This is a genomic window from Steroidobacter agaridevorans (assembly GCF_009932555.1).
Taxonomy (GTDB): Bacteria; Pseudomonadota; Gammaproteobacteria; order Steroidobacterales; family Steroidobacteraceae; genus Steroidobacter; species Steroidobacter agaridevorans.
Genome location: NZ_BLJO01000004.1, coordinates 393,155 through 411,848, shown reverse-complemented (window position 1 = coordinate 411,848; position 18,694 = coordinate 393,155). Strand labels below are relative to the sequence as shown.

The following is an 18,694-nucleotide window of genomic DNA, read 5'->3' as shown; positions in this document are numbered from 1 at the left end:
GGTTCACCATGAGCGCCCTCGAATCTTCGATTCTGTCCGCCGATGCATATGTGCAGGACATGCTTCGCGCCGCCGAAGCGCAGTCCGCGCCCGGCACGGTCAGCCGTCGCACGTTCCTGAAAGTCACCGGCCTGGTTGGCGGCGGCTTGGTGCTGGCGTTTTACGTCGGCGAGAAAGGCGTTGCCCTCGCCAAGAGCGCGGACTTCGCGCCCAATGCGTTCCTGCGCATTTCGCCGGAAGGCCCGATCACGCTGTATTCCAAGGCGCCGGAGATCGGTCAGGGCATCAAGACCGCCTTCCCGATGATCATCGCCGAAGAGCTCGATGCGGATTGGGCGCAGGTGAAGGTCGAACAGGCGGCAATCAATCCTGCCGTGTACGGCCGCCAGAGCGCGGGCGGCTCGCGTTCCATTCCTACTTCGTGGAATCAGCTGCGCACTGCCGGCGCGGTGGGCCGCGCGATGTTGGTGAGTGCCGCGGCGAAACAGTGGAATGTGAGCGAAACCGAGCTCACGACCGAGAACAGCACCGTCTTCCACAAGGCGAGCAATCGCAAGGCGACCTATGCGTCGCTGGCCACTGCGGCCGCTTCGTTGCCGGTGCCGGACGAGAAGGCTGTCAAACTCAAGCCTCGCAGCGAATACAAACTGCTCGGCAAGCGCATCACCGGCGTCGACAATCGCGCCATCGTCACGGGCCAGCCGCTGTTCGGCATCGATCAAGTGTTGCCGGGCATGCAGTACGCCGTGTTCGTGAAGTGCCCTGCGGTGGGCGGCAAGGTGGTTGAAGCGAATCTCGAAGAGATCAAGAAGCTGCCGGGCGTGACGCAGGCGTTCGTGGTGAATGGCACTGGCAAGCCCACCGAGGTCATGCCGGGTGTGGCGATTCTCGCCAAGTCCACGTGGGCTGCATTCAGCGCGCGCCAGAAGTTACAAGTGAAGTGGGACGAATCGGCTGCCTCCAAGGACAGCTGGGCTGCGTACGTCGAACAGGCGAAGAAGCTCGCGTCTCAGTCGGGGCCGGATTCGATTCGTAACACCGGCGATGTCGACAAAGCGTTCGCCGACTCGAAGCCGGTCGAGGCGTTCTATACCTATCCGTTCATCGCCCACGCACCGCTCGAGCCGATGAACACGACTGCTGTTTTCAAAGACGGCGCGATCGAGCTCTGGTCGCCGACACAGACCCCGGAGGCCGGCTTGAAGCTGGTGTCCGATGTGCTCGGCATCACGCCGGACAAAGTCACATTGCATCAGACGCGCGTCGGTGGCGGCTTCGGCCGTCGCTTGATGAACGACTACATGTGCGAAGCGGCAGCGATCGCCAAGCAAGCCGGTGTGCCGGTCAAGCTGCAATGGACGCGCGAAGACGACATGCATCATGACTTCTATCGCGTCGGCGGCTTCCATTCGTTCAAGGGCGGCTTGGACAAGTCCGGCAAGTTGATCGCGTGGCAGGATCATTTCATCACCTTCACGCAGGACGGGCAGCGCCCGACCAGCGGTGGCGATCTGGCGGCGGATGAGTTCCCCGCTCAGGTGTTGCCGAATGCTCGTCTCACTCAAACAAAGCTGCCGCTGAAGATTCCCACCGGGCCGTGGCGCGCACCGCGCTCGTGCTCGATCGCGTTCGCGACGCAGTCGTTCCTGCATGAGTGCTCTGTCGCTGCGAAGCGCGATCATCTGGAATTCCTGCTGGAAATCATGGGCGAGCCGCGTTGGCTGCAACAAGGCAACGAGTTCGCGCTGAACACAGGACGCGCAGCTGCTGTCATCAAACTGGCTGCCGAGAAGGCCGGCTGGGGCAAGCCGCTGCCCAAAGGCCGCGGCCTCGGCCTGGCCTTCCACTTCAGCCACGCCGGCCACTTCGCCGAAGTCGCCGACGTGAGCGTCGACGCCAATCGCAAACTGACCATCCATCGCATCGTCGTCGCCGGCGACGTCGGCCCCATCGTCAACATGAGCGGCGCGGAGAATCAGACCGAAGGCGCCGTCATCGACGGCTTCAGCGCCGCGCTCGGCCAGCAGATCGATTTCGAGAACGGCCGCATCCAACAGAACAACTTCGACACGTACTCGATCCTGCGCATGCCCAACGCGCCGAAAGTAGAGTCGTATTTCATCGAAAGCGATTTCACCCCGACCGGCATCGGCGAGCCGGCGTTGCCTCCGGCTGCTCCGGCGATTGCGAATGCGATCTTCGCGGCGACCGGTCATCGGGTGCGGTCGATGCCGTTTACGAAGGAAGGGTATTCGGTCTAAGGATGTTTCAAGGAGGCGCCGTGCAGGCGCCTCCGGGCCATGCTTGTCACAAGGAGTAGACCATGGTCGATGTGTTGCTCCGCTGGGCGACCCTATTTGGCATTGCCGCTTTTGCGCTGCCCGCATGGGCCTGCTTCCCAGCACCCGGCGCCAAGCCGACCCACGCAATCAGCGTCGTCGAGCTGCCTCGAGCCGCGATCGGCATTGGCGTCGTGCTCCAGTCGGAAGGTTATGCGGTGCGCGTGCTTGCCAACGATCTCGCGTCATTGCTCTCCAAGGAGCAAGTTTCGATCGCCTCCCCCAACGACCTGAGCAAGGCGGTGCGTTCCAAAATGGCGCTCGGCGAGGACTTCGACACACGGCATCTCCCCGCGTTGTCTTCCGACCCTGAAACGCAGCGCTGGGCAGCTAAGCAGGCCATCCTGAAGCTCCGCTACGCCTTCGCAAGCCTGCTGGAACAAGGCAAAGCGTCCGTCACCGATCTGTCGTCCCATCGAGACCTGTCACAGATCAAACTGGACCGCTACACCGACATCTGCAGCCGCGGCCGCTCCTTCAAGACGCCGGATGGAAAAGTGGTGCTGCACGTCGTGGATGCGATCTCGTAATCAGAGCCGGCAGTAGATCTGCGTCATTGCCTTATCGTTTGGATTGTAGCTCGGATCGTCTGGCGTAAACGTATCCTCGAGCACGCGCACATCCGACGTCTCAGATAGTTTCCACAGCTTGCCGAAGCCGGTCCCAACCTCGATGGCCCGAAGCACGTCGCTGCCGGCCGTCGATACGCCGAAGGACACCCTAGCCTGTGTCCGCCCGTGACCGCATATTGGCTAATTCTCCACAAATTAGCTAAACTCGGCCTGTCCTCGACTGGGGCTACCGCCATGGCCAGACGCATCCTGAAAAGGGCTCCGAAATCCTCGAGCCGCAACTCTAAAGTTGAGGCCGGGGCGAGCATTGCCCCGGCCGCCGTTGCTACCCGATCGGATCGCAGGTCCGTACCCGCCACCCAGGCAAAAAATCGTTTCGGCGAAATCCTGCAGACAGTCCGCGACTCCGGACCGGTCTTCATTGAACGCCATGGCCAGGCGCAAGCGGTCGTGCTCGGCATCGACGCTTACAACAAGCTCACGTCAAATAGAGAACGCACACCTCAGGAGCGCGAGCTCGATTATTGGACTCGCGAGTTCGATGCACTTCACGCCAAGATGCAAGGCGACAAGGCGCGGCAAGCAGTGGATGCACTGTTTTCTGCGACCGACACCGAGCTGAATTACAGGGACACCTGAACGCGTGCCAAAGCGTCGCGGCCGGATCGTCGTAGCAGCGGGGACCAACGGCGCGGGCAAAAGCGTCATAGCTGGAGAGTTTCTCTCGGCGCGCGCCGGTGGGGTCTATTTCAATCCGGACCTCGCGGCGAAAGCGATGACAGAAAGAGACGGCCTTACGCTCGCCGATGCAAATGCGCGAGCATGGAACATCGGCTTCGATCTTTTGAATCGCTCGATCGAGCGCAACCAGGATTTCAGCTTCGAAACAACGCTCGGGGGCAACAGCATGACCCAGGCGCTGTTGCGCGCCGCGGCCTCGGGCCTGGAGCTTTTTATCTTTTATGTGGGACTCGATTCACCGGAGCGGCACATCGCTCGAGTCGCAGCACGAGTGCGTCGAGGCGGCCATCCAATCGCTGCGGAAAAGATCCGAGAGCGATATCCAAAGAGCCTGGCGAACCTCATCAAGCTCCTCGCCTGCGCAAGCGAGGTTCGCATTTACGACAATTCTGATGAATCCGAGGACGGCCGGCCGCGCGCCCACCTGGTGCTCAGCATGTCACGAGGACGAATAGTGAAGCCGAAGCCGGATCAGCTTGTTCCGACTGCGCCGGAATGGGCCAGGCCAGTGGTGGCTGCTGCGATTCGAATCCACGAACAGAGCCCGTCAAATTCCAGATCGCGCGTTGCATCTCACCGCCGCCCCAAGCCCCGCTGAACCGCAAACAACGCCGCCTGCGTCCGATCTTCGAGCTTCAGCTTCGCCAGGATCGTGCTCACATACCCTTTCACCGTTCCCTCCGTGAGATGAAGTTCATCGCCGATCTGGCGATTGCTCATGCCGCGAGCGATGAGATCCAGCACGCTGCGCTCGCGCTGAGTCAACAACGCCAAGGGATCGGCCTGGCGATTGCGCAACTGCTCGACGAGAGAGCGCTGGGCCAACGGATGGAGCCAGGTCTGGCCGCCGGCGACGGTGCGAAGGGCGGTGACGAAATCGGACTTGGTGACGTCTTTCAAGATATAACCGGCAGCGCCGGCGGCCATGATTTCGCGGACTTGGCCGTCTTCGGCGTAGGAAGTCAGCGCGATGACTTTCACAGAAGGCGACGTCGCGCGAATGACGCGGATGGCATCGCTCGCCGCCATGCCGGGCATCTTCAAGTCCATGAGCACGATGTCGGGATGCAAGCGACGAACGGCATCGCAGGCCTCATCGCCATTGCCCGCTTCGCCGACGATGACGAATTCCTCGCCGTCGTCGAGCAGTGCCCGGAGGCCTTCGCGAACGATGCCGTGATCGTCGACGAGCAGCAGCTTGATAGTGGCGGTCATGGTGTCGCCAGCAGCGGAATGCGAATGCATACGGTCGTCCCTCGTCCAGACTGGGATTGAACTTCGCAGACGCCGCCGAGCGCGGCGGCGCGCTCGCTCATGGTCTGCAGGCCGATGCCTTGTTCGGGAGAATCTCCAGTGACTTCGGCGCGGGCGGCGACGTCGAAGCCGCGGCCGTTGTCCTGAATGCTCAACATCAGCACGTCGTCGTTGACGGCAGCGCTCACATCCAGCTTATCCGCGCCTGAATGGCGAATCGCGTTCGACAGCGCCTCGCGGCAGATCAGATACAACCGCTCTTCCAGCGACGGCGACTGTGAACGATAGGCGGCGAAGTCCAGCCGGATGCTCGGCGTCTGCGGCGCCAGGATGAACGCGAACCGTTGCAACGCTGCCGCCAGCCCCATCTTCTTCACGTCACCGACGCCGGCATTCTCCACCGAGCTCACGCCCGCCGACGGATCCGGCCGCAACTCTCGCAGCAAAGCTCGCATCTCCGCGAATGCGAGACGCGCCAGTTCTTCGATGCGGCGAGCGCGACGCTCGCCTTCCGCCGGATCGCGACGCCACGCCGGCACGATGGACTGTGACATCAAGCTGATCGAGGACAACGCCTGACTCACCGCGTCGTGCAGATCGCGCGCCAGACGCTGGCGTTCACGCATCACCGCCGCCTGCCGAGCCTCGCGCGACAAGCTGGCGTTCTTGATCGCAACCGCCAGATGATCCGCGATGATTTGAATGCTCGCGACATCGTCCTCATCGAAAGGATTCAGGCCTTCGATGTTGATACAACCGAACACCTCGTCGCCGAGCACGATGGGCATGGCCAGCTCGGTGCGCACATTGATAGGAATCGGCGGCGGCACATAGCGCGGATCTTTGCGAACATCGTTGACGATCTGCGGTGTGCGCGTCAGCACCGCCGTGCCGGTGACGCCTTTGGTCACAGGCATGGTATGCGACAGATCTCCGATGTCGCCGTAGTTGCCAGCGTGCCCGTCGAATATCAAATATTCCCCATCCTCATCGCGATGGAGCAGCGGGATGACGACATTGGGATAACCCAGATGCTCGTGGATCACCTGCGCCGCGGTCGCAACCAGTTCGTTTGCGTCCAGACCGGCGGTGATGACGCGAGCGATGTGAGCAATCAACGTCATGCGCTCGGTGCGGCGTCTCTCGCGCTCGTAGCGCATAGCGTTTTGAATTGCGATCGCAGCGTGTCGCGCGAACAGCCGCAACGTATCGAGATCGGATGCGCCGAACTTGCGTGGCGGCGGCGCGCCGATACCGAACACGCCGAGCAATCCACCGCCCGGCCCGGGAATCGGCACGCCAATCACGGTGTAATCCCGCATTTCGGGCAACGAAATGCGCTGCAGCTCGCCATAGCGATCGACGATCACCGGCCGCCCCGTCGCGAGCACCTTGCCGATCAGACCCTCGCCCGGCTCGAACTCCATGCCCAGCTCGGTGAGCGGCAGTTGATGAATGGCCTCGACCTGCACCGTGTGCCGGCGCGGCACATACAAACCGATGGAGCCGCCATCCGCGCCGAGCAGCTCGCACGCGCGCGTGATGATGCTGGTCAACAGCGGGCGCAGCTCCAGCTCGCTGGCGATTTCTTCCAGAATAGTATTGAAAGGCTCGCTCATGGCGGGCCCGTCGCGGCCTTCGATTCGCAGTATTCCGGAGCTCACGGGAGGGTTCTGCGCGCGGTTGATGGGCGGAGTATTTGCTGCGTGCAAGCTGCGTTCAAGTGGCGTTTGGGTGCACTGTCTTTGGTCAGGACTGGCCGCTGCCATTCGGCTGCGCGGCCAGCACCGCCGGCAATAATGCGCCCATCAGCTTGCGCACGGTCTCGCGCTCCCGGCCCACCATCTTGCGCAGTTCGTTGCCGATAATGGCGTCGCCCAGCGCCGCGACCGTCACAAATAAAGTCGCGGATGTCACACGTTCGTGGATTAGAGCCGCATCGCCCTCGGCATCGGCGCCGCGCTCCACGCTGTCGATATAGTCTCGTACAACCTCGCCGATTGGGGCCAGATGCATGGATTCGCCGGTCAGCGCCATCCATGCGGCCAGCCGGCCGGCGCCGCCGCGGTCGAACGCATCGAATACGATATCCACGAAATCCTTCACCTCGCCCTTGCCGGCGCGCAGCCGCATGACGGCCGATTCGATGGTGGTCGTCAGCTCGCTGACCATCTGCCGCATCAATTCCGACTGCAGACCGGCCGCCGAGCCGAAATGATGAATCAGGTTGGTGTGGCTCATTCCCAGGTCGCTGGCCACTGCCTGCAAGGTAATGGCGTCCGGTCCTTCGGCCAGCAGCAGCCGGCGGGCCGAGGCCAGCGCCAGGGTCCGCGCCTCCTCGGGGGTGCGTCGCACCCTCGGAACCTGGCCTTTGACCGGGGTTTTCGCTGCTTTCTTTGGCCGAGTCACTATTGACAATACTCTCAATAAGAATTTTTAATACCGGCAGCCCGACCCGCCCGCTTCCCACGGATATGGCCATGGACATCCCCGCTACCGGCACGCCCGCCGACCTCACGATCACCCCGCGAGATCTGCGCCTGGACCGTAATGCGCTCGGCGCCCGATGGTGGCATGGCGGCGACCCGGTGGCGACCGCGTACTTCAACGCCCTGTCGGCCTCATTTCCTCAGGGCGAGACGTTTTTCATCGAGTCGGTCCGGCGGTTCCGGGACCGCGTCGACGGCCGGCTGCAGGAACAGATCAAGGCTTTCGTCGAGCAGGAGGCTGCGCACACCCGCGAGCACGTGGTGTTCAACAAGCTCATCAAGAGCGCCGGTTACGACACCACCACGATGGACGCCGAGACGCGGCGTCGGCTCGACATCGCGCGCTCACGTCATCCGGTCGCCCAACTTGCGATCACCGTGGCGCTGGAACATTTCACCGCGATCATGGCGCATAGCTTGCTAACCGAGAAGGATCCGCTGCCTGGTGCGCCCGCTGAAGTGCTGCGACTGTGGCAATGGCATGCGATCGAGGAAGTGGAGCACAAGGCGGTGGCGTTCGATACCTATCTCGCTGTCACGCGCGAGCTGTCGGCGTTCAAGCGTTGGGCGATCCGATGTCAGGTGATGTTGTTCATCAGCGCGCAGTTCTGGTACTCGAACTTCCAGCGCATGGCGGACTTCTTCCGCCAGGATGGGATCAATACGCCGCGCACCTGGTGGCGCGTGTTTACTTATTTGTGGTTCAAGCCCGGCATGATGCGCAAAGTCTTCGTGCCGTATCTCAGTTTCTTCCGTCCCGGCTTCCATCCCTGGGACCACGACGACGGCGCGCTGGTGCGCGAGTTCGAGCAGCGCCTTCGCCTGGCGGAACCGGCGGCCTGATCGTTCTCGCATTCCAGCCCCATAAGACATCGCCAACTCACAAAAGATTCCCCAACCGGGCAACCGGAATGTGCTTACTTCCGGGTGTATACCGCGCGGGAGCAGATTCTTACAGGCGCGTAATGCGCACGGGTGGGAATCAAATAAACACGTTGGGAGTAAAACGAATGTCTGCGATGACGGTTAACAGTTTTCCATCGATGCACAACTGGAATTCGCCACGCGCGTGGGCGCTGGCGATCATCGTGCTGTTACATCTGGGGTTCTTCTGGGCGCTGACCAATGGCATGACCCAGAAGATCACCAAAATATTCGTGCCCGAACCGCCGCAGCTGCTGCCGCTGCCGGAACAGCCCAAGCCGCCGAAACAGGTCGATATCAAGGACGCCAGGATCGACATCAAGGAACTCAAGCCGACGATCGTGCCGCGGGAGCTCGATTTCCCGGAGGAGCCCATTCGCGAATCGATCATCACCGGCTTGCCCACGCCTCCGAAAAATATCATCGGCGACGAGGGTGGCGACGTGGCGCCGCCGGCGCCAATGGTGGTTGAGCCTCGCATCGATGCGCGTCGCGGCCTGAGCGAGCCGTACTATCCGCCGGATGTGATTCGCGGCGGCGGCGAAGGCACCGTGGTGCTGTCGATCTATATTCTTGCCGATGGCCGGGTCGGCGATGTGAGATTGATCAGCTCCAGCGGCATCGCCAAGCTCGATCAGTCGGCGATGCGTGAAGCGAAGAAATGGCGCTTCGTCCCTGGCACCAGCGACGGCAAGCCGATGGCGATGTGGAAGCAGTTGCCCGTCACGTTCCGCCTGAACACCAGGATGTGATGTCGATAGCAGTGCCGGCGCCCACGCGCCGGCACTGCGCTCACCAACTGAACGTCGGTGCGATGATGTCGAAGCGCAATCCCACCACCACAGCGTTGCGTAGCGAACGCTGCGATCCGGGATGGATGATGTATTGAACGTCGGGCTGCAACGTCAGCCAGTCGGTGACCGCCGCGCGCCACGTCAGCTCGACTGCCGTCTCATAATCGTCCACATCTTCCGCGCTCTCACGCAGCGCCGATGACGTTTTGATCCAGGCAGCGGCAACACCAAAGCTCTGCTCACGCCCGATCGGACGCGACACGTCGTAGTTCAAAGCGGCGATCACGGACCAGTCGTGATCGCTCACGACTTCCTCCGCCTGACCGATGCGCAGCGACGTGCGCCAGGGCCGCACTTCATCCAGCGCACCGAGACGCGAGTCAGCCGAAACATACCAACCATGGTTATGGGCCGAGCCTTCCGCGGTCAAATGTGCGGCCGCCTGCGTGTAGCCCCACACACCAAAGGCTAACTTTTCCACGCGACCCTCGGTCAGACGCTGCAATTCCGAGATCAACAACAAGCCATCGTGCCGATGAAGTTGCACAGTCGTCGATTTGGGATGGTTCGGATCGCCCGCCACGCCGTCGAAGGCAGCATTGAGCCAGTGCCACTGAGGCGCAACTTGCAGATTCAAGCTCACACCCAAGGCGGTGGTCGGAAAGATCGAAGGACCGTTCTCGCCGGTCTGGCTCAAGTCCTGACCGATGCCGAACACCGAATTGATGTACAAGGCGCGCGGATCGCTCACATCGAACTCAGCATTCAAGTCGAGCAGACCGACGCGCAAGCCGTGCTCGCCGTCTTCGCCGAATCCCCACTTCGCACCCACCTCGAGGAAGCGCGACGCCGTAGGAGCATCGATGTTCGATACCGCGAACGAGTCGCCGACGAAGCGATCCGAAAAGCCGCCGCCGTCATTGCTCTGTCCGGAAACAAACAGCGTCAGTCCCCGGACATTCCACAGCTCTTCCATATCCAGCGTGGCGGAAACGGTGAGATCGGCGAGATGACGCTCGCCACGCTCCAGCCCGCCGCGACGGTTGGAAAAGAAGTCGCTGGTGTAACTCGCGTCGAATGCCATGCTCGATGCGAGATCGCCCGCCTGCGCGGACATGGCTGCGCACGCCACGCAGATGCCTGCACCGATCAAAGTAAGAGGTTTCGATATCGCCCAGCTCATGCGGCAATACATCGGCATGCCTTCGGCCGGCATGACACAGGACGGTCGCTTTCAGGCTTTACCGCATTCCGCCTCCGGTGCAACCCAGGCGCAGACAGTGACGCAGATCACACCGTTCGATTGCCAATAACACCATGTCTGTCACCCAAGCAGCCGCCCGGCACGCATCGGCACCAACGCCAGGGATGACGCGGACCATCGCAATGCGGCCGGTCGCGCCTCGGTCTGCCCCTTAATTCCAATCCCATTTGGTATGGCAGGGTCCGGAACGCACCGGGCAATGCATCCCGTGTTGTTCGACGTGCAACTTAGGAGAGGGCAATGAACACGGATCCCATCGAGCTGGTCGACCTGGGCGATGCCACCGAAGAAACCAGGCAGTTCCTGCCGATTCCGGTCTTTTTCGACAATGTCTTCGGCATGGGCCTGGTGCCGGATATCGGCTGATGGCTGCAACCTGATCGTCCGGGTGCATGCGGCCGAATGCACCCGGATGCCTGGGCCAATGGGCCTAGAATTCCTTTTCAAGACGGATGTAATAAGAGCGCTGCTTCAGCTCGCTGTGCGACGAGTCGAAGCCGCTGGCGTCGCCGACATCGGCAAAGCTGGGCGGCTCATCGAACACGTTGACCGCCCCGGCCCAAAGCTTCAGTCCATGCAGTCGCGACTCGCCGCCATACAACAGGCCGAAGTCCAAGGAGCCCTGCAGATCGAACAAAGTCTGCGCGTCGATAGTTCGGCCGGTGCGTACGCCGGCAATGGCATCGTCATAAGAAGGGGTGTATCGCGCGAACATGGCGGCGCCGAACGCTCCGCGCTTCCATCTCAATGACAGGACCGCGCGCCAGTCGAGAATGGAACCCAGCTCGCTTGCCAGATCGACGCGCTCGACCGGCGCCTGGCCCGGCACATCGCTGGACTCGAATCGATCGAACCACGTCGCCTGCAACTCGGGCGTGAAGCGTCCGAGCTCGGTCAGGAAATCTGCTTTGATGCCGAGATCCACGCCGGCGGTCTTGACGCCGCCGATGTTGATGCGTGACGCGTCGATGGCCCGCAGTACGCCGGGCCGCTCCGCATCGGTGGACTGATCGCGCACGATGCGGTCTTGGAACAGCGCCTCGTGGGCCAGCATCACCTGCGGCGACAGCGATACGACGCGGTTCTTCATATCGATGCGCCACCAGTCGGCGGAAATATTCCAGTTCCACGCCGAGTCTGGACTGAACACCAGGCCGGCGGTCAGCGATCGTGCGGTGACCGGCTCGAGATCGGTGTTGCCCCCCATGGTCAATGTGACGGCGGCCAACTCGCGGCGCGCGGGATCTGTCACCGGCGCCACCACCGAGATTCGCGGCAGATACAATTCATACAACGACGGTGGCCGGAAGCTGCTGCCGCCAGACACACGCACGCTCAAGTCACGATGCGGCTTCCACAGCAAGCCCATTTGTGAGCGCAGCACGTGCCCGAACTCGCTGTAATCGTCCAAGCGAGTGCCGGCGGTGAACATCAGCTCGCGCAGACCGGGCAATGTCGCGCGCAGCTTGTCGTTAACGAAAGGAACACGCAGCTGGGCGAAGCCCGAGACAATGTCACGATCGCGATCGAACGAGCGCGCGACTTCGTTCGAAGCTCGCATCATCTCGGAGCGCCACTCGGCGCCCAACACCGCAGTGACGGGACCGCCGGGCAAAGTCCAGATCGGGCCTTGCAAGAATCCCGTGAACTGCTGGCCGCCGGAACTGAACTCATCCACGTCCGGCGGTAAACGCAAGCTCGCCAGCAACGTCTCACTGCCGATCGGGCCGGAAGAGAAAGGATTCAGCGCCAACGCTGGATCGGGATTCGCCAACGCGCGCAGCGCCGCCAACGGATCCAGAGCGTTGTCGAGCGTGGCAGTCGCTTGTTCATCCGAGCGCAGCGCCGATACTTCCCAGCTCCAACGATCCCAGTCGCCATGCAGGCCCACTACCCAGCGCAGCCACTCCGAATCGACGGACTGCACTTGCGACGGATATTCCGTGAGCAAGCGATTGATCCGCACGGTGCGACCGAAAGGATTGTATGGATTGCCGGTGCTCAGCGGACTCGGACCCGGCACGGGCATGCTCGCCAGCACCGGCGGCGCATAGTAATAAGTAGAGTCGCGATTCACATAGAGCAACTCGCCGGTCGCGGTGATCTGGTCCGTGAGCCGCGCCGTGCCCGTCGCTGTCACAGTCCGGCGTGTTGTCTCGGGAACGATGCTGGAATAACGCAGCAAGCTCTCCAGATTCGGCTGCCCGGCGGTGGCGGCGAAATCGTCGATGGTCGTGCCCGGCGTGCTGTCCACCCGAGGGACGGCGGCAATGGGCGCGGACAGCCCAGGCAGGTTGCCGCTCAACGAGCTGACATTGCCCGGGCTGCTGATTGGCGAGCGATGGTCACGCCCGCCATAGCGCCGAAAATCCTGATCGCGCCACAGGCTCCGCTCCTCGCCAAGCAGACCGCCGATGTCGAAGTAGTCGAACACGATGGCGCCATGAAACCGATCTTTGTTCAGGCCGGCGGAGAGCGTGACCCGCTCCTGCTCTGCGCCCCCATCTGTACCGCCATAACGCAGCTCGACGGTGGGCTGGGCGACCTTGTCACGTAACACGATGTTGATCACGCCGCCAATCGCATCGCTGCCATAAGCCGCCGCGGCCGAGTCCAGCAGAAATTCGATGCGCTCCACCGCGGTGACCGGGATGGAATTCAGATCGAATGCGCTGGACGCCAGGCTGTTGGCGCTGGGGAAGGCCCGCCGCCCGTTGATGAGAATCAGCGCCGTGTCCGGACCCAGTCCACGCATCTCCGCATACTGGGCGCCGCTGGCGCGGTAGCCTTCGGGCCGCGAGTAAGCGCTTTGTGACAAATAACGCAGCACGTCCGGCAAGGTGGACGCGCCGATGGCCTCCAGTTCGTCACTTTCCATGACGACCGCGGGCGCTACCGACAGCGTCAGATCCCGGATCGGCCAGCCGAGCACCAGCACCTCTTCGGGCTCGAACCGCGACAGATCGAAGCCACTCGAATAGGACAAGCTCCGGGCGACGGCTTCGGAAGGCAATTCGACCGTGGCCTCGGTGGGCGGCCTGGGCTCGACCGACACCATGCGGTCCTCGATCCAGCGCGACCCGAGCTGCGACGAGCGCAGCAGGACCCGCAAGACCTCATCGACCGTGAGCCGCCCCTTCACCGGCCCGACCAGACTCTGCTCTTCCTCATCGTCGGAGCTCAAGTACGCGACCAGCAGGCCGCCCGCCTGGCGACTCAGCTCATGCAGCGCCAGGGTCCGCGACGTACGCGGAATGTCGAACTCATATTGTCGGGAGCGAGCTTCGTCTTCGGCCGTCGCGGAACGAGTGAATATGAACAAAAGCGTTCCCAGCAGAAGCCCCGCCGCCACACCCGCATTTCGGCCGCGACATAATTTGGTCATTGCTGGAGGAGGCCAGTCCCGCACCGATTCCGGATCGTTGTTACATCCGATGTTGGGATATCGGTGCTGGATGCGCAACCTGAATTTCAAAGGTAGCGCATCGCCGCCTCAGGTCGGCCGCCCGCCTGAATTGATCAATCGCGTTGCGAAATCGCGGCGTGAGCTGCTACGACTGCAACATGCTCCGGGAAGGCTGCTCTTGCAGGGACTGACGAATCTCGTGAGCGCCGGCCGTACCCTGCGCGAGCGCATGTTCCATATTGTCCGCGTACTTCGCGACGCGCTTGGGCGGCAATAGCGGTTCGTTCGGATCGACATTCATTTCGACCAGCGCCGGCCCGGCGTGCGACAAGGCCTGCTCGAGCACATAGCCGCAGTCCTCCGGCAGCACGACCCGATAGCCTTTGATGCCCATGGCGTCCGCGACAGCCGCGAAATCGATGGGCTGCAGGTCGCACTCATACTCGGGGTTGCCGAGGAACATCATTTGTTCCCATTTGATCTGGCCGAGCGTGTTGTTCTTGATCACGACCACCTTGATCGACAGACCGTAACGCACGATCGTGGCCAGCTCGCCCAGCAACATGCTCAAGCCGCCGTCGCCGACGAACGCGACGACCTGGCGCTGCGGATGGATCAGCGCCGCCGCGATTGCATACGGCACGGCGCAGCCCATCGACGCCATCATTCCGGAGCCGAAGAATATTTGCTCGCCGACGGCATCGATATAACGTGCGCACAGACCGGTGTTGTGCCCGGAGTCCCACGCGACGATGGCATCGTCGGCGAGCCGCTCGCTCAGCTCGATAGCGGCGCGGCCCGGCTTCATCGGATGCTGATCGGTCATCGCCGATTCGCGCAACACCCGACGCCACTCCCTCATCCCATCCTGAGCTCGTTGCAGGAACTCGCGCGACTCCTGTCGTCGCAACCTGGCGTTGAGCATTTCCAGCACGGCACGCGCATCGCCCACCAATCCGACTTCGGCCGGCGCTCGCAGCCCGATGCGAGCAGCGTCGCAGTCGATCTGCACGACGCGCGCCTGGCCAGGTTTGGGGTAGTACTCGATATAGGGAAAGGTCGAGCCGACGATCAGCAACGCGTCGCATTGTTCCATCGCTTCATGCGAAGGACGCGTGCCGAGCAAGCCAATACCACCCGTGGTCAGAGGATGCGTGTCCGGCACAACCGCCTTGCCCAACAGCGCTTTGACGATCGGCGCACCGAGCAGGTCTGCCGTACGAAGCAACTCCTCCTGCGCACCCGCGGCGCCTCGGCCGGCAAGGATCGCAACTCTCGATGCCGAGTTCAGCAATTCTGCCGCTCGCTCCACCTGGTCGAGCTGGGGCAGCTGCAAGCCTTCCGCAGACACCACAGAGGTGTGATGCGGCTTGTTGCGCGTGGACGGATCGGCTTCCTCCAGCTTTTCCTCTTGCACATCGACAGGAATCGACAAATGCGCGACGCCGCGCTTCGACAGTGCCGAGCGACACGCGAGCGTCACGACGTTCTCCACATGCGCCGCACTCATCACCCGAGTGCTGTAGACCGCGACGTCAGCAAACAAGCGCGATTGATCCACATCCTGTTGTGTATAGGTGTCGATGAGATCGTGATACGGCAGACCGGTGATCGCGATCACGGCGGCGCCGTCCCCTTTCGCGTCATACAGGCCGTTGAGCAAATGCACGCCGCCTGGGCCGCTGGTAGCGAGACAACAACCGAGGCGGCCCGTGAGCTTCGCATGCGCGGTTGCCATGAAGGCCGCCGATTCCTCGTGCCGCACCTGGATGAAGCGCATCTGGTCCGGATGAGTGCGGATCGCCTCCATGATGCCGTTGATGCCGTCGCCGGGCAGGCCGTAGATCGTATCGACACCGCAGTTCGCCAGCGTTTGGATCAGCAAGTCGGCGGCATTGCTCATGAGAATCTCCTTCGACTCATCTGTCAGCAATGCACGAGTCGGCGCGCATTGTTCCGGGAATGTTTGTTCCTGGAATGGGCGCTGTCAGAGAGCGACGATGTCACGCAGGTTGAAGTTGTACAACAACAGCTATCGTCGGCGGTCGCGCGCGATGGCCGCGATGGCAAGGCCCGCGGCAAAGGCAGCGTACACCGCAACCATCCCTTTCGAGCTCACGTGCTTCTCGAATCCCGGCCGAAGCCGGCGCGGCGTTAGATGGTAATCGACGAAATATGCGGTGGCCGCGCTGGCTGCCGCTTCGGCGCAATGTTGTATCGGAGGCTTGCTGCGCCGACTGCCACCAAACACAGCCTCGTGCAACATGGCCCAGAAGATCGACGTGGCGTGATGAATTGCGTAGCCGGCGGCTGTGTGACGCAGCGTTGCCTCGCGGGTATAAGCTTCAGACTCTCCCCACAGCCACTGACTCGGACCATTCAATCCACCGGCCGCACTGCCCTCGTGCAGCTTACTGCATGCCATCAACGTCGCCGCGGACGCCACACTCGCTGCGCTTCCAGAAACGACGGCGTCGCTTGCCACTCGTTTCACCATGGAACGTCGCGGCTTGCGCCATTGGGCGAACCGGTGAATCTGCTTGCGATACGGAACCTTGCTGAACATCATCAGTTCAACCTCGCAGGCAGGTTCCGGGTTCCGTCATGGTCATCCTCATCACTGGCGCCACAGGGTTCATCGGTCGCCGGCTGACCGGAGCACTGCGTGCGGCTGGCCATCGGGTTGTTACTACCGGTCGTCACGCCGCCGGAGCGGACGCGATTGCGGCCGACTTCACTCGTGATCTGACTCCTGAGATCTGGGCGCCTCGACTCGCCGGCGTCGACGTGGTCGTCAATGCCGTCGGTATTCTTCGAGAGCGCGGCAATCAGACTTTCGAGAACATCCATACGCGAGCCCCACAGGCTTTGTTCGCCGCATGTGAGGAAGCGGGGGTTAAGAAGGTAGTGCAAATCTCCGCGCTCGGCGCCGACCGGGGCAGCACCAGGTATTTCACGAGCAAACATGCGGCAGATCAGTATCTGGCAGCACTGCCGATCCACTGGATCATCGTCCAGCCGTCGCTCGTCTTCGGCGCGGGCGGCTCGAGCGCCACACTGTTCACACTGCTCGCGAGCCTGCCCATCGTACCGTTGCCTGGCGGCGGACATCAGCAGGTTCAGCCGATTCACATCGACGACGCCGTCGCCGCCATTGAAGAAATCATCGAAAGTTCTGCAACGGACCGACGGCGCGTCGCGTTGGTGGGGCCGGCGCCGATCAGCCTGAAAGATTTTCTGCAACAGTTACGCGCGCGGCTACAATTGCCTCACGCAAGGTTCATGAGCATTCCCGCCGGCATCATGCGAGCGTCTGCCGCGGTCGCGGAGCATTTGCCTGGTTCGCTACTGGATCGAGAAACATTGTCCATGCTCAACGCCGGCAACACGGCTCCGCCCGACGACACAAAACGACTGCTCGGCCGTCCGCCGCGAGCGACCGAACAGTTGATCGGCGACGACCAACGCGATGCACTGCTGATGGCTGCTCAATTGGCCTGGTTGCTGCCGCTGCTGAGATTCAGCATCGCGCTGGTCTGGATCTGGACAGGCATCGTATCGCTGGGTTTGTACCCTACGCAGGACAGCTACGAACTACTCGCTCGCGTCGGCATCACCGGCGCGCTGGCGCCAGTGATGCTCTATGGCGCCGCCGTGCTCGATCTGCTGGTCGGCATTGGCACAATGCTCCTGCGCCGCCGGCGATGGTTGTGGCTGTTGCAGCTGGCGATCATCGGCGGCTACACGCTGATCATTACGTTCAAGCTGCCCGAGTTCTGGCTGCATCCGTACGGGCCGCTGAGCAAGAACCTGGTGATGCTCGCCGCCATTTATCTGCTCTACACGCTGGAAGCGCGTCGATGGAATACCTCGTCGTAAAGTGGCTGCACATCCTGTCCTCGACGCTGCTGTTCGGCACGGGACTGGGCTCGGCCTTCTACATGTTCTTTACCAGCCTGACGCGCGACGCCCGGATCGTCGCGACCGTCGTGCGCTATGTGGTCATCGCGGACTACGCTTTCACGACGCCGACCATCATCATTCAACCGCTGACCGGCCTGTACCTGATTCATCTGGCCGGCTTTCCGCTGTCGAGCACCTGGATCGCCGCCTCGATCGCTTTGTATTTCCTCGCCGGTGCGGCGTGGCTGCCGGTCGTGTGGATGCAGATCAAGATGCGCGACATGGCTATTGCAGCGGCGGCCAATGGCACGGAATTGCCACAGCGGTATTGGACTTTCCTGAAGCTGTGGGTGGCGCTGGGAATCGTCGCGTTCGCTGCCCTGGTCGTTGTGTTCTATTTGATGGTGGCCAAGCCGGCCTGATAACGCTGTTGCCGGCGCTCGGCGCGATAGCGCAGCGTTCGCGCCAACTCTTCCAGAATGGGCACACCCGCTAGCGTGGCAAAGCTCGCCAGCAGCAACAGGCGGCTGGAGTCCGCGCGCAGCAGAGTCAACGAGGCGCCACTCAGCCCGTTGCCGATCTCCTGCCAATGCAACACACCGAAAATCGCCACCGCTACCAGCGGCAGCACGTCCATGAAGCCGTGCACGAGCTGCTCGAAGGGCGAGATGTAGCGCTGGCCATCCGTGTAGGAAACATCCAGATGCGCCAGCACCGAGTGCGCCAACACAGCCACGATCATGACGCCGAACACCAGCGCGTTCGGCTCCAGCAGCGCACCGGCCGCGATCGCGATCAGCAAGGCCAGGAACTGCAGCAGATGAAACCAGGACTCGACGCTGCCCGAGGTGTGCTCGATGTCGGTCCGGCGATGACACAGATAATCGGCCGCGCCCGCCAGCAGCCAGAGTGGATAGATTCCCCACCACAGCAATGTTTCCAACAAGGCTTGCAGGCCCATGACCACGCTCCCACTGCCATGCATGAAATTCTTCCCGTGCCGGTCCG

General features: G+C 62.3%; 19 protein-coding genes. 10 read left to right on the top strand and 9 right to left on the bottom strand.

Annotated elements, in window-relative coordinates; all coding sequences use genetic code 11:
* The first annotated feature begins 8 nt into the window (after positions 1-8).
* Both GYH35_RS16420 and GYH35_RS16415 read left to right on the top strand, forming a co-directional pair.
* Positions 9-2,261 carry a xanthine dehydrogenase family protein molybdopterin-binding subunit gene (locus tag GYH35_RS16420; protein ID WP_202624363.1) on the top strand — a complete coding sequence of 751 codons (2,253 nt, stop codon included), beginning with the start codon at positions 9-11 and terminating at the stop codon, positions 2,259-2,261.
* 62 nt (positions 2,262-2,323) lie between these two features.
* Positions 2,324-2,869 carry a hypothetical protein gene (locus GYH35_RS16415; RefSeq protein WP_161810998.1) on the top strand — a complete coding sequence of 182 codons (546 nt, stop codon included), beginning with the start codon at positions 2,324-2,326 and terminating at the stop codon, positions 2,867-2,869.
* Here the strand turns inward: GYH35_RS16415 and GYH35_RS16410 are convergent, their stop codons facing one another.
* Complete coding sequence (locus GYH35_RS16410; protein ID WP_161810997.1) at positions 2,870-3,058, bottom strand: hypothetical protein; 189 nt, start codon at positions 3,056-3,058, stop codon at positions 2,870-2,872.
* Between the two features lie 87 nt (positions 3,059-3,145).
* On the opposite strand from GYH35_RS16410, the gene GYH35_RS16405 reads away from it, so the two are divergent.
* Complete coding sequence (locus GYH35_RS16405; RefSeq protein ID WP_161810996.1) at positions 3,146-3,550, top strand: type II toxin-antitoxin system prevent-host-death family antitoxin; 405 nt, start codon at positions 3,146-3,148, stop codon at positions 3,548-3,550.
* A 4-nt stretch (positions 3,551-3,554) separates the two neighbouring features.
* Entirely contained in the window at positions 3,555-4,250 is a 696-nt protein-coding gene (locus tag GYH35_RS16400; RefSeq protein ID WP_202624362.1) for a zeta toxin family protein, read from the top strand.
* On the opposite strand, the gene GYH35_RS16395 is transcribed toward GYH35_RS16400, so the two are convergent.
* The 3 genes from GYH35_RS16395 to GYH35_RS16385 all read right to left on the bottom strand — a co-directional run bounded on the left by GYH35_RS16395 (position 4,226) and on the right by GYH35_RS16385 (position 7,261).
* Positions 4,226-4,867 carry a response regulator gene (locus GYH35_RS16395; protein WP_129647417.1) on the bottom strand — a complete coding sequence of 214 codons (642 nt, stop codon included), beginning with the start codon at positions 4,865-4,867 and terminating at the stop codon, positions 4,226-4,228. The genes GYH35_RS16400 and GYH35_RS16395 overlap by 25 nt on opposite strands.
* A complete protein-coding gene (locus GYH35_RS16390; protein WP_161810995.1) occupies positions 4,864-6,525 on the bottom strand; it encodes a GAF domain-containing protein in 1,662 nt (553 codons plus the stop codon). The genes GYH35_RS16395 and GYH35_RS16390 overlap by 4 nt, the downstream gene beginning before the upstream one ends.
* A 130-nt stretch (positions 6,526-6,655) precedes the next feature.
* Positions 6,656-7,261 carry a TetR/AcrR family transcriptional regulator gene (locus GYH35_RS16385; RefSeq protein ID WP_202624361.1) on the bottom strand — a complete coding sequence of 202 codons (606 nt, stop codon included), beginning with the start codon at positions 7,259-7,261 and terminating at the stop codon, positions 6,656-6,658.
* A 125-nt stretch (positions 7,262-7,386) separates the two neighbouring features.
* Between GYH35_RS16385 and GYH35_RS16380 the strand changes: the two genes are divergently transcribed.
* Both GYH35_RS16380 and GYH35_RS16375 read left to right on the top strand, forming a co-directional pair.
* Positions 7,387-8,238: a metal-dependent hydrolase gene (locus GYH35_RS16380; protein WP_161828984.1), complete on the top strand. Its 852-nt coding sequence runs from the start codon at positions 7,387-7,389 to the stop codon at positions 8,236-8,238.
* Between the two features lie 176 nt (positions 8,239-8,414).
* On the top strand, positions 8,415-9,071 hold the full coding sequence (locus GYH35_RS16375) for an energy transducer TonB (RefSeq protein WP_161810993.1): 657 nt from the start codon (positions 8,415-8,417) through the stop codon (positions 9,069-9,071).
* Positions 9,072-9,111: 40 nt separating this feature from the next.
* Here the strand turns inward: GYH35_RS16375 and GYH35_RS16370 are convergent, their stop codons facing one another.
* Positions 9,112-10,230 carry a carbohydrate porin gene (locus GYH35_RS16370; RefSeq protein WP_161828983.1) on the bottom strand — a complete coding sequence of 373 codons (1,119 nt, stop codon included), beginning with the start codon at positions 10,228-10,230 and terminating at the stop codon, positions 9,112-9,114.
* On the opposite strand from GYH35_RS16370, the gene GYH35_RS16365 reads away from it, so the two are divergent.
* On the top strand, positions 10,229-10,426 hold the full coding sequence (locus tag GYH35_RS16365; RefSeq protein WP_161810991.1) for a hypothetical protein: 198 nt from the start codon (positions 10,229-10,231) through the stop codon (positions 10,424-10,426). The two genes, GYH35_RS16370 and GYH35_RS16365, sit on opposite strands and share 2 nt — an antisense overlap.
* 191 nt (positions 10,427-10,617) lie before the next feature.
* Positions 10,618-10,743, top strand: a complete 126-nt coding sequence (locus tag GYH35_RS35145; RefSeq protein ID WP_268894945.1) for a hypothetical protein — start codon at positions 10,618-10,620, stop codon at positions 10,741-10,743.
* Positions 10,744-10,807: 64 nt separating this feature from the next.
* Here GYH35_RS35145 and GYH35_RS16360 read toward each other — a convergent pair whose 3' ends face one another.
* From GYH35_RS16360 to GYH35_RS16350, 3 genes are all read right to left on the bottom strand, one after another.
* Positions 10,808-13,699: a TonB-dependent receptor gene (locus tag GYH35_RS16360; RefSeq protein WP_161810990.1), complete on the bottom strand. Its 2,892-nt coding sequence runs from the start codon at positions 13,697-13,699 to the stop codon at positions 10,808-10,810.
* A gap of 229 nt (positions 13,700-13,928) precedes the next feature.
* Entirely contained in the window at positions 13,929-15,686 is a 1,758-nt protein-coding gene (locus GYH35_RS16355) for a thiamine pyrophosphate-dependent enzyme (RefSeq protein ID WP_161810989.1), read from the bottom strand.
* Positions 15,687-15,815: 129 nt separating this feature from the next.
* Positions 15,816-16,352 carry a hypothetical protein gene (locus GYH35_RS16350; RefSeq protein WP_161810988.1) on the bottom strand — a complete coding sequence of 179 codons (537 nt, stop codon included), beginning with the start codon at positions 16,350-16,352 and terminating at the stop codon, positions 15,816-15,818.
* Between the two features lie 35 nt (positions 16,353-16,387).
* Here GYH35_RS16350 and GYH35_RS16345 point away from each other — a divergent pair, with 35 nt between their 5' ends.
* Both GYH35_RS16345 and GYH35_RS16340 read left to right on the top strand, forming a co-directional pair.
* On the top strand, positions 16,388-17,662 hold the full coding sequence (locus GYH35_RS16345) for an NAD(P)H-binding protein (RefSeq protein WP_161828982.1): 1,275 nt from the start codon (positions 16,388-16,390) through the stop codon (positions 17,660-17,662).
* Positions 17,644-18,108, top strand: a complete 465-nt coding sequence (locus GYH35_RS16340) for a DUF2269 family protein (protein ID WP_161810986.1) — start codon at positions 17,644-17,646, stop codon at positions 18,106-18,108. The genes GYH35_RS16345 and GYH35_RS16340 overlap by 19 nt, the downstream gene beginning before the upstream one ends.
* Here the strand turns inward: GYH35_RS16340 and GYH35_RS16335 are convergent.
* The gene (locus GYH35_RS16335; protein ID WP_161810985.1) at positions 18,081-18,671 is read right to left on the bottom strand and encodes a diguanylate cyclase; all 591 of its coding nucleotides are present in this window, start codon (positions 18,669-18,671) and stop codon (positions 18,081-18,083) included. The two genes, GYH35_RS16340 and GYH35_RS16335, sit on opposite strands and share 28 nt — an antisense overlap.
* Positions 18,672-18,694 lie beyond the last annotated feature (23 nt).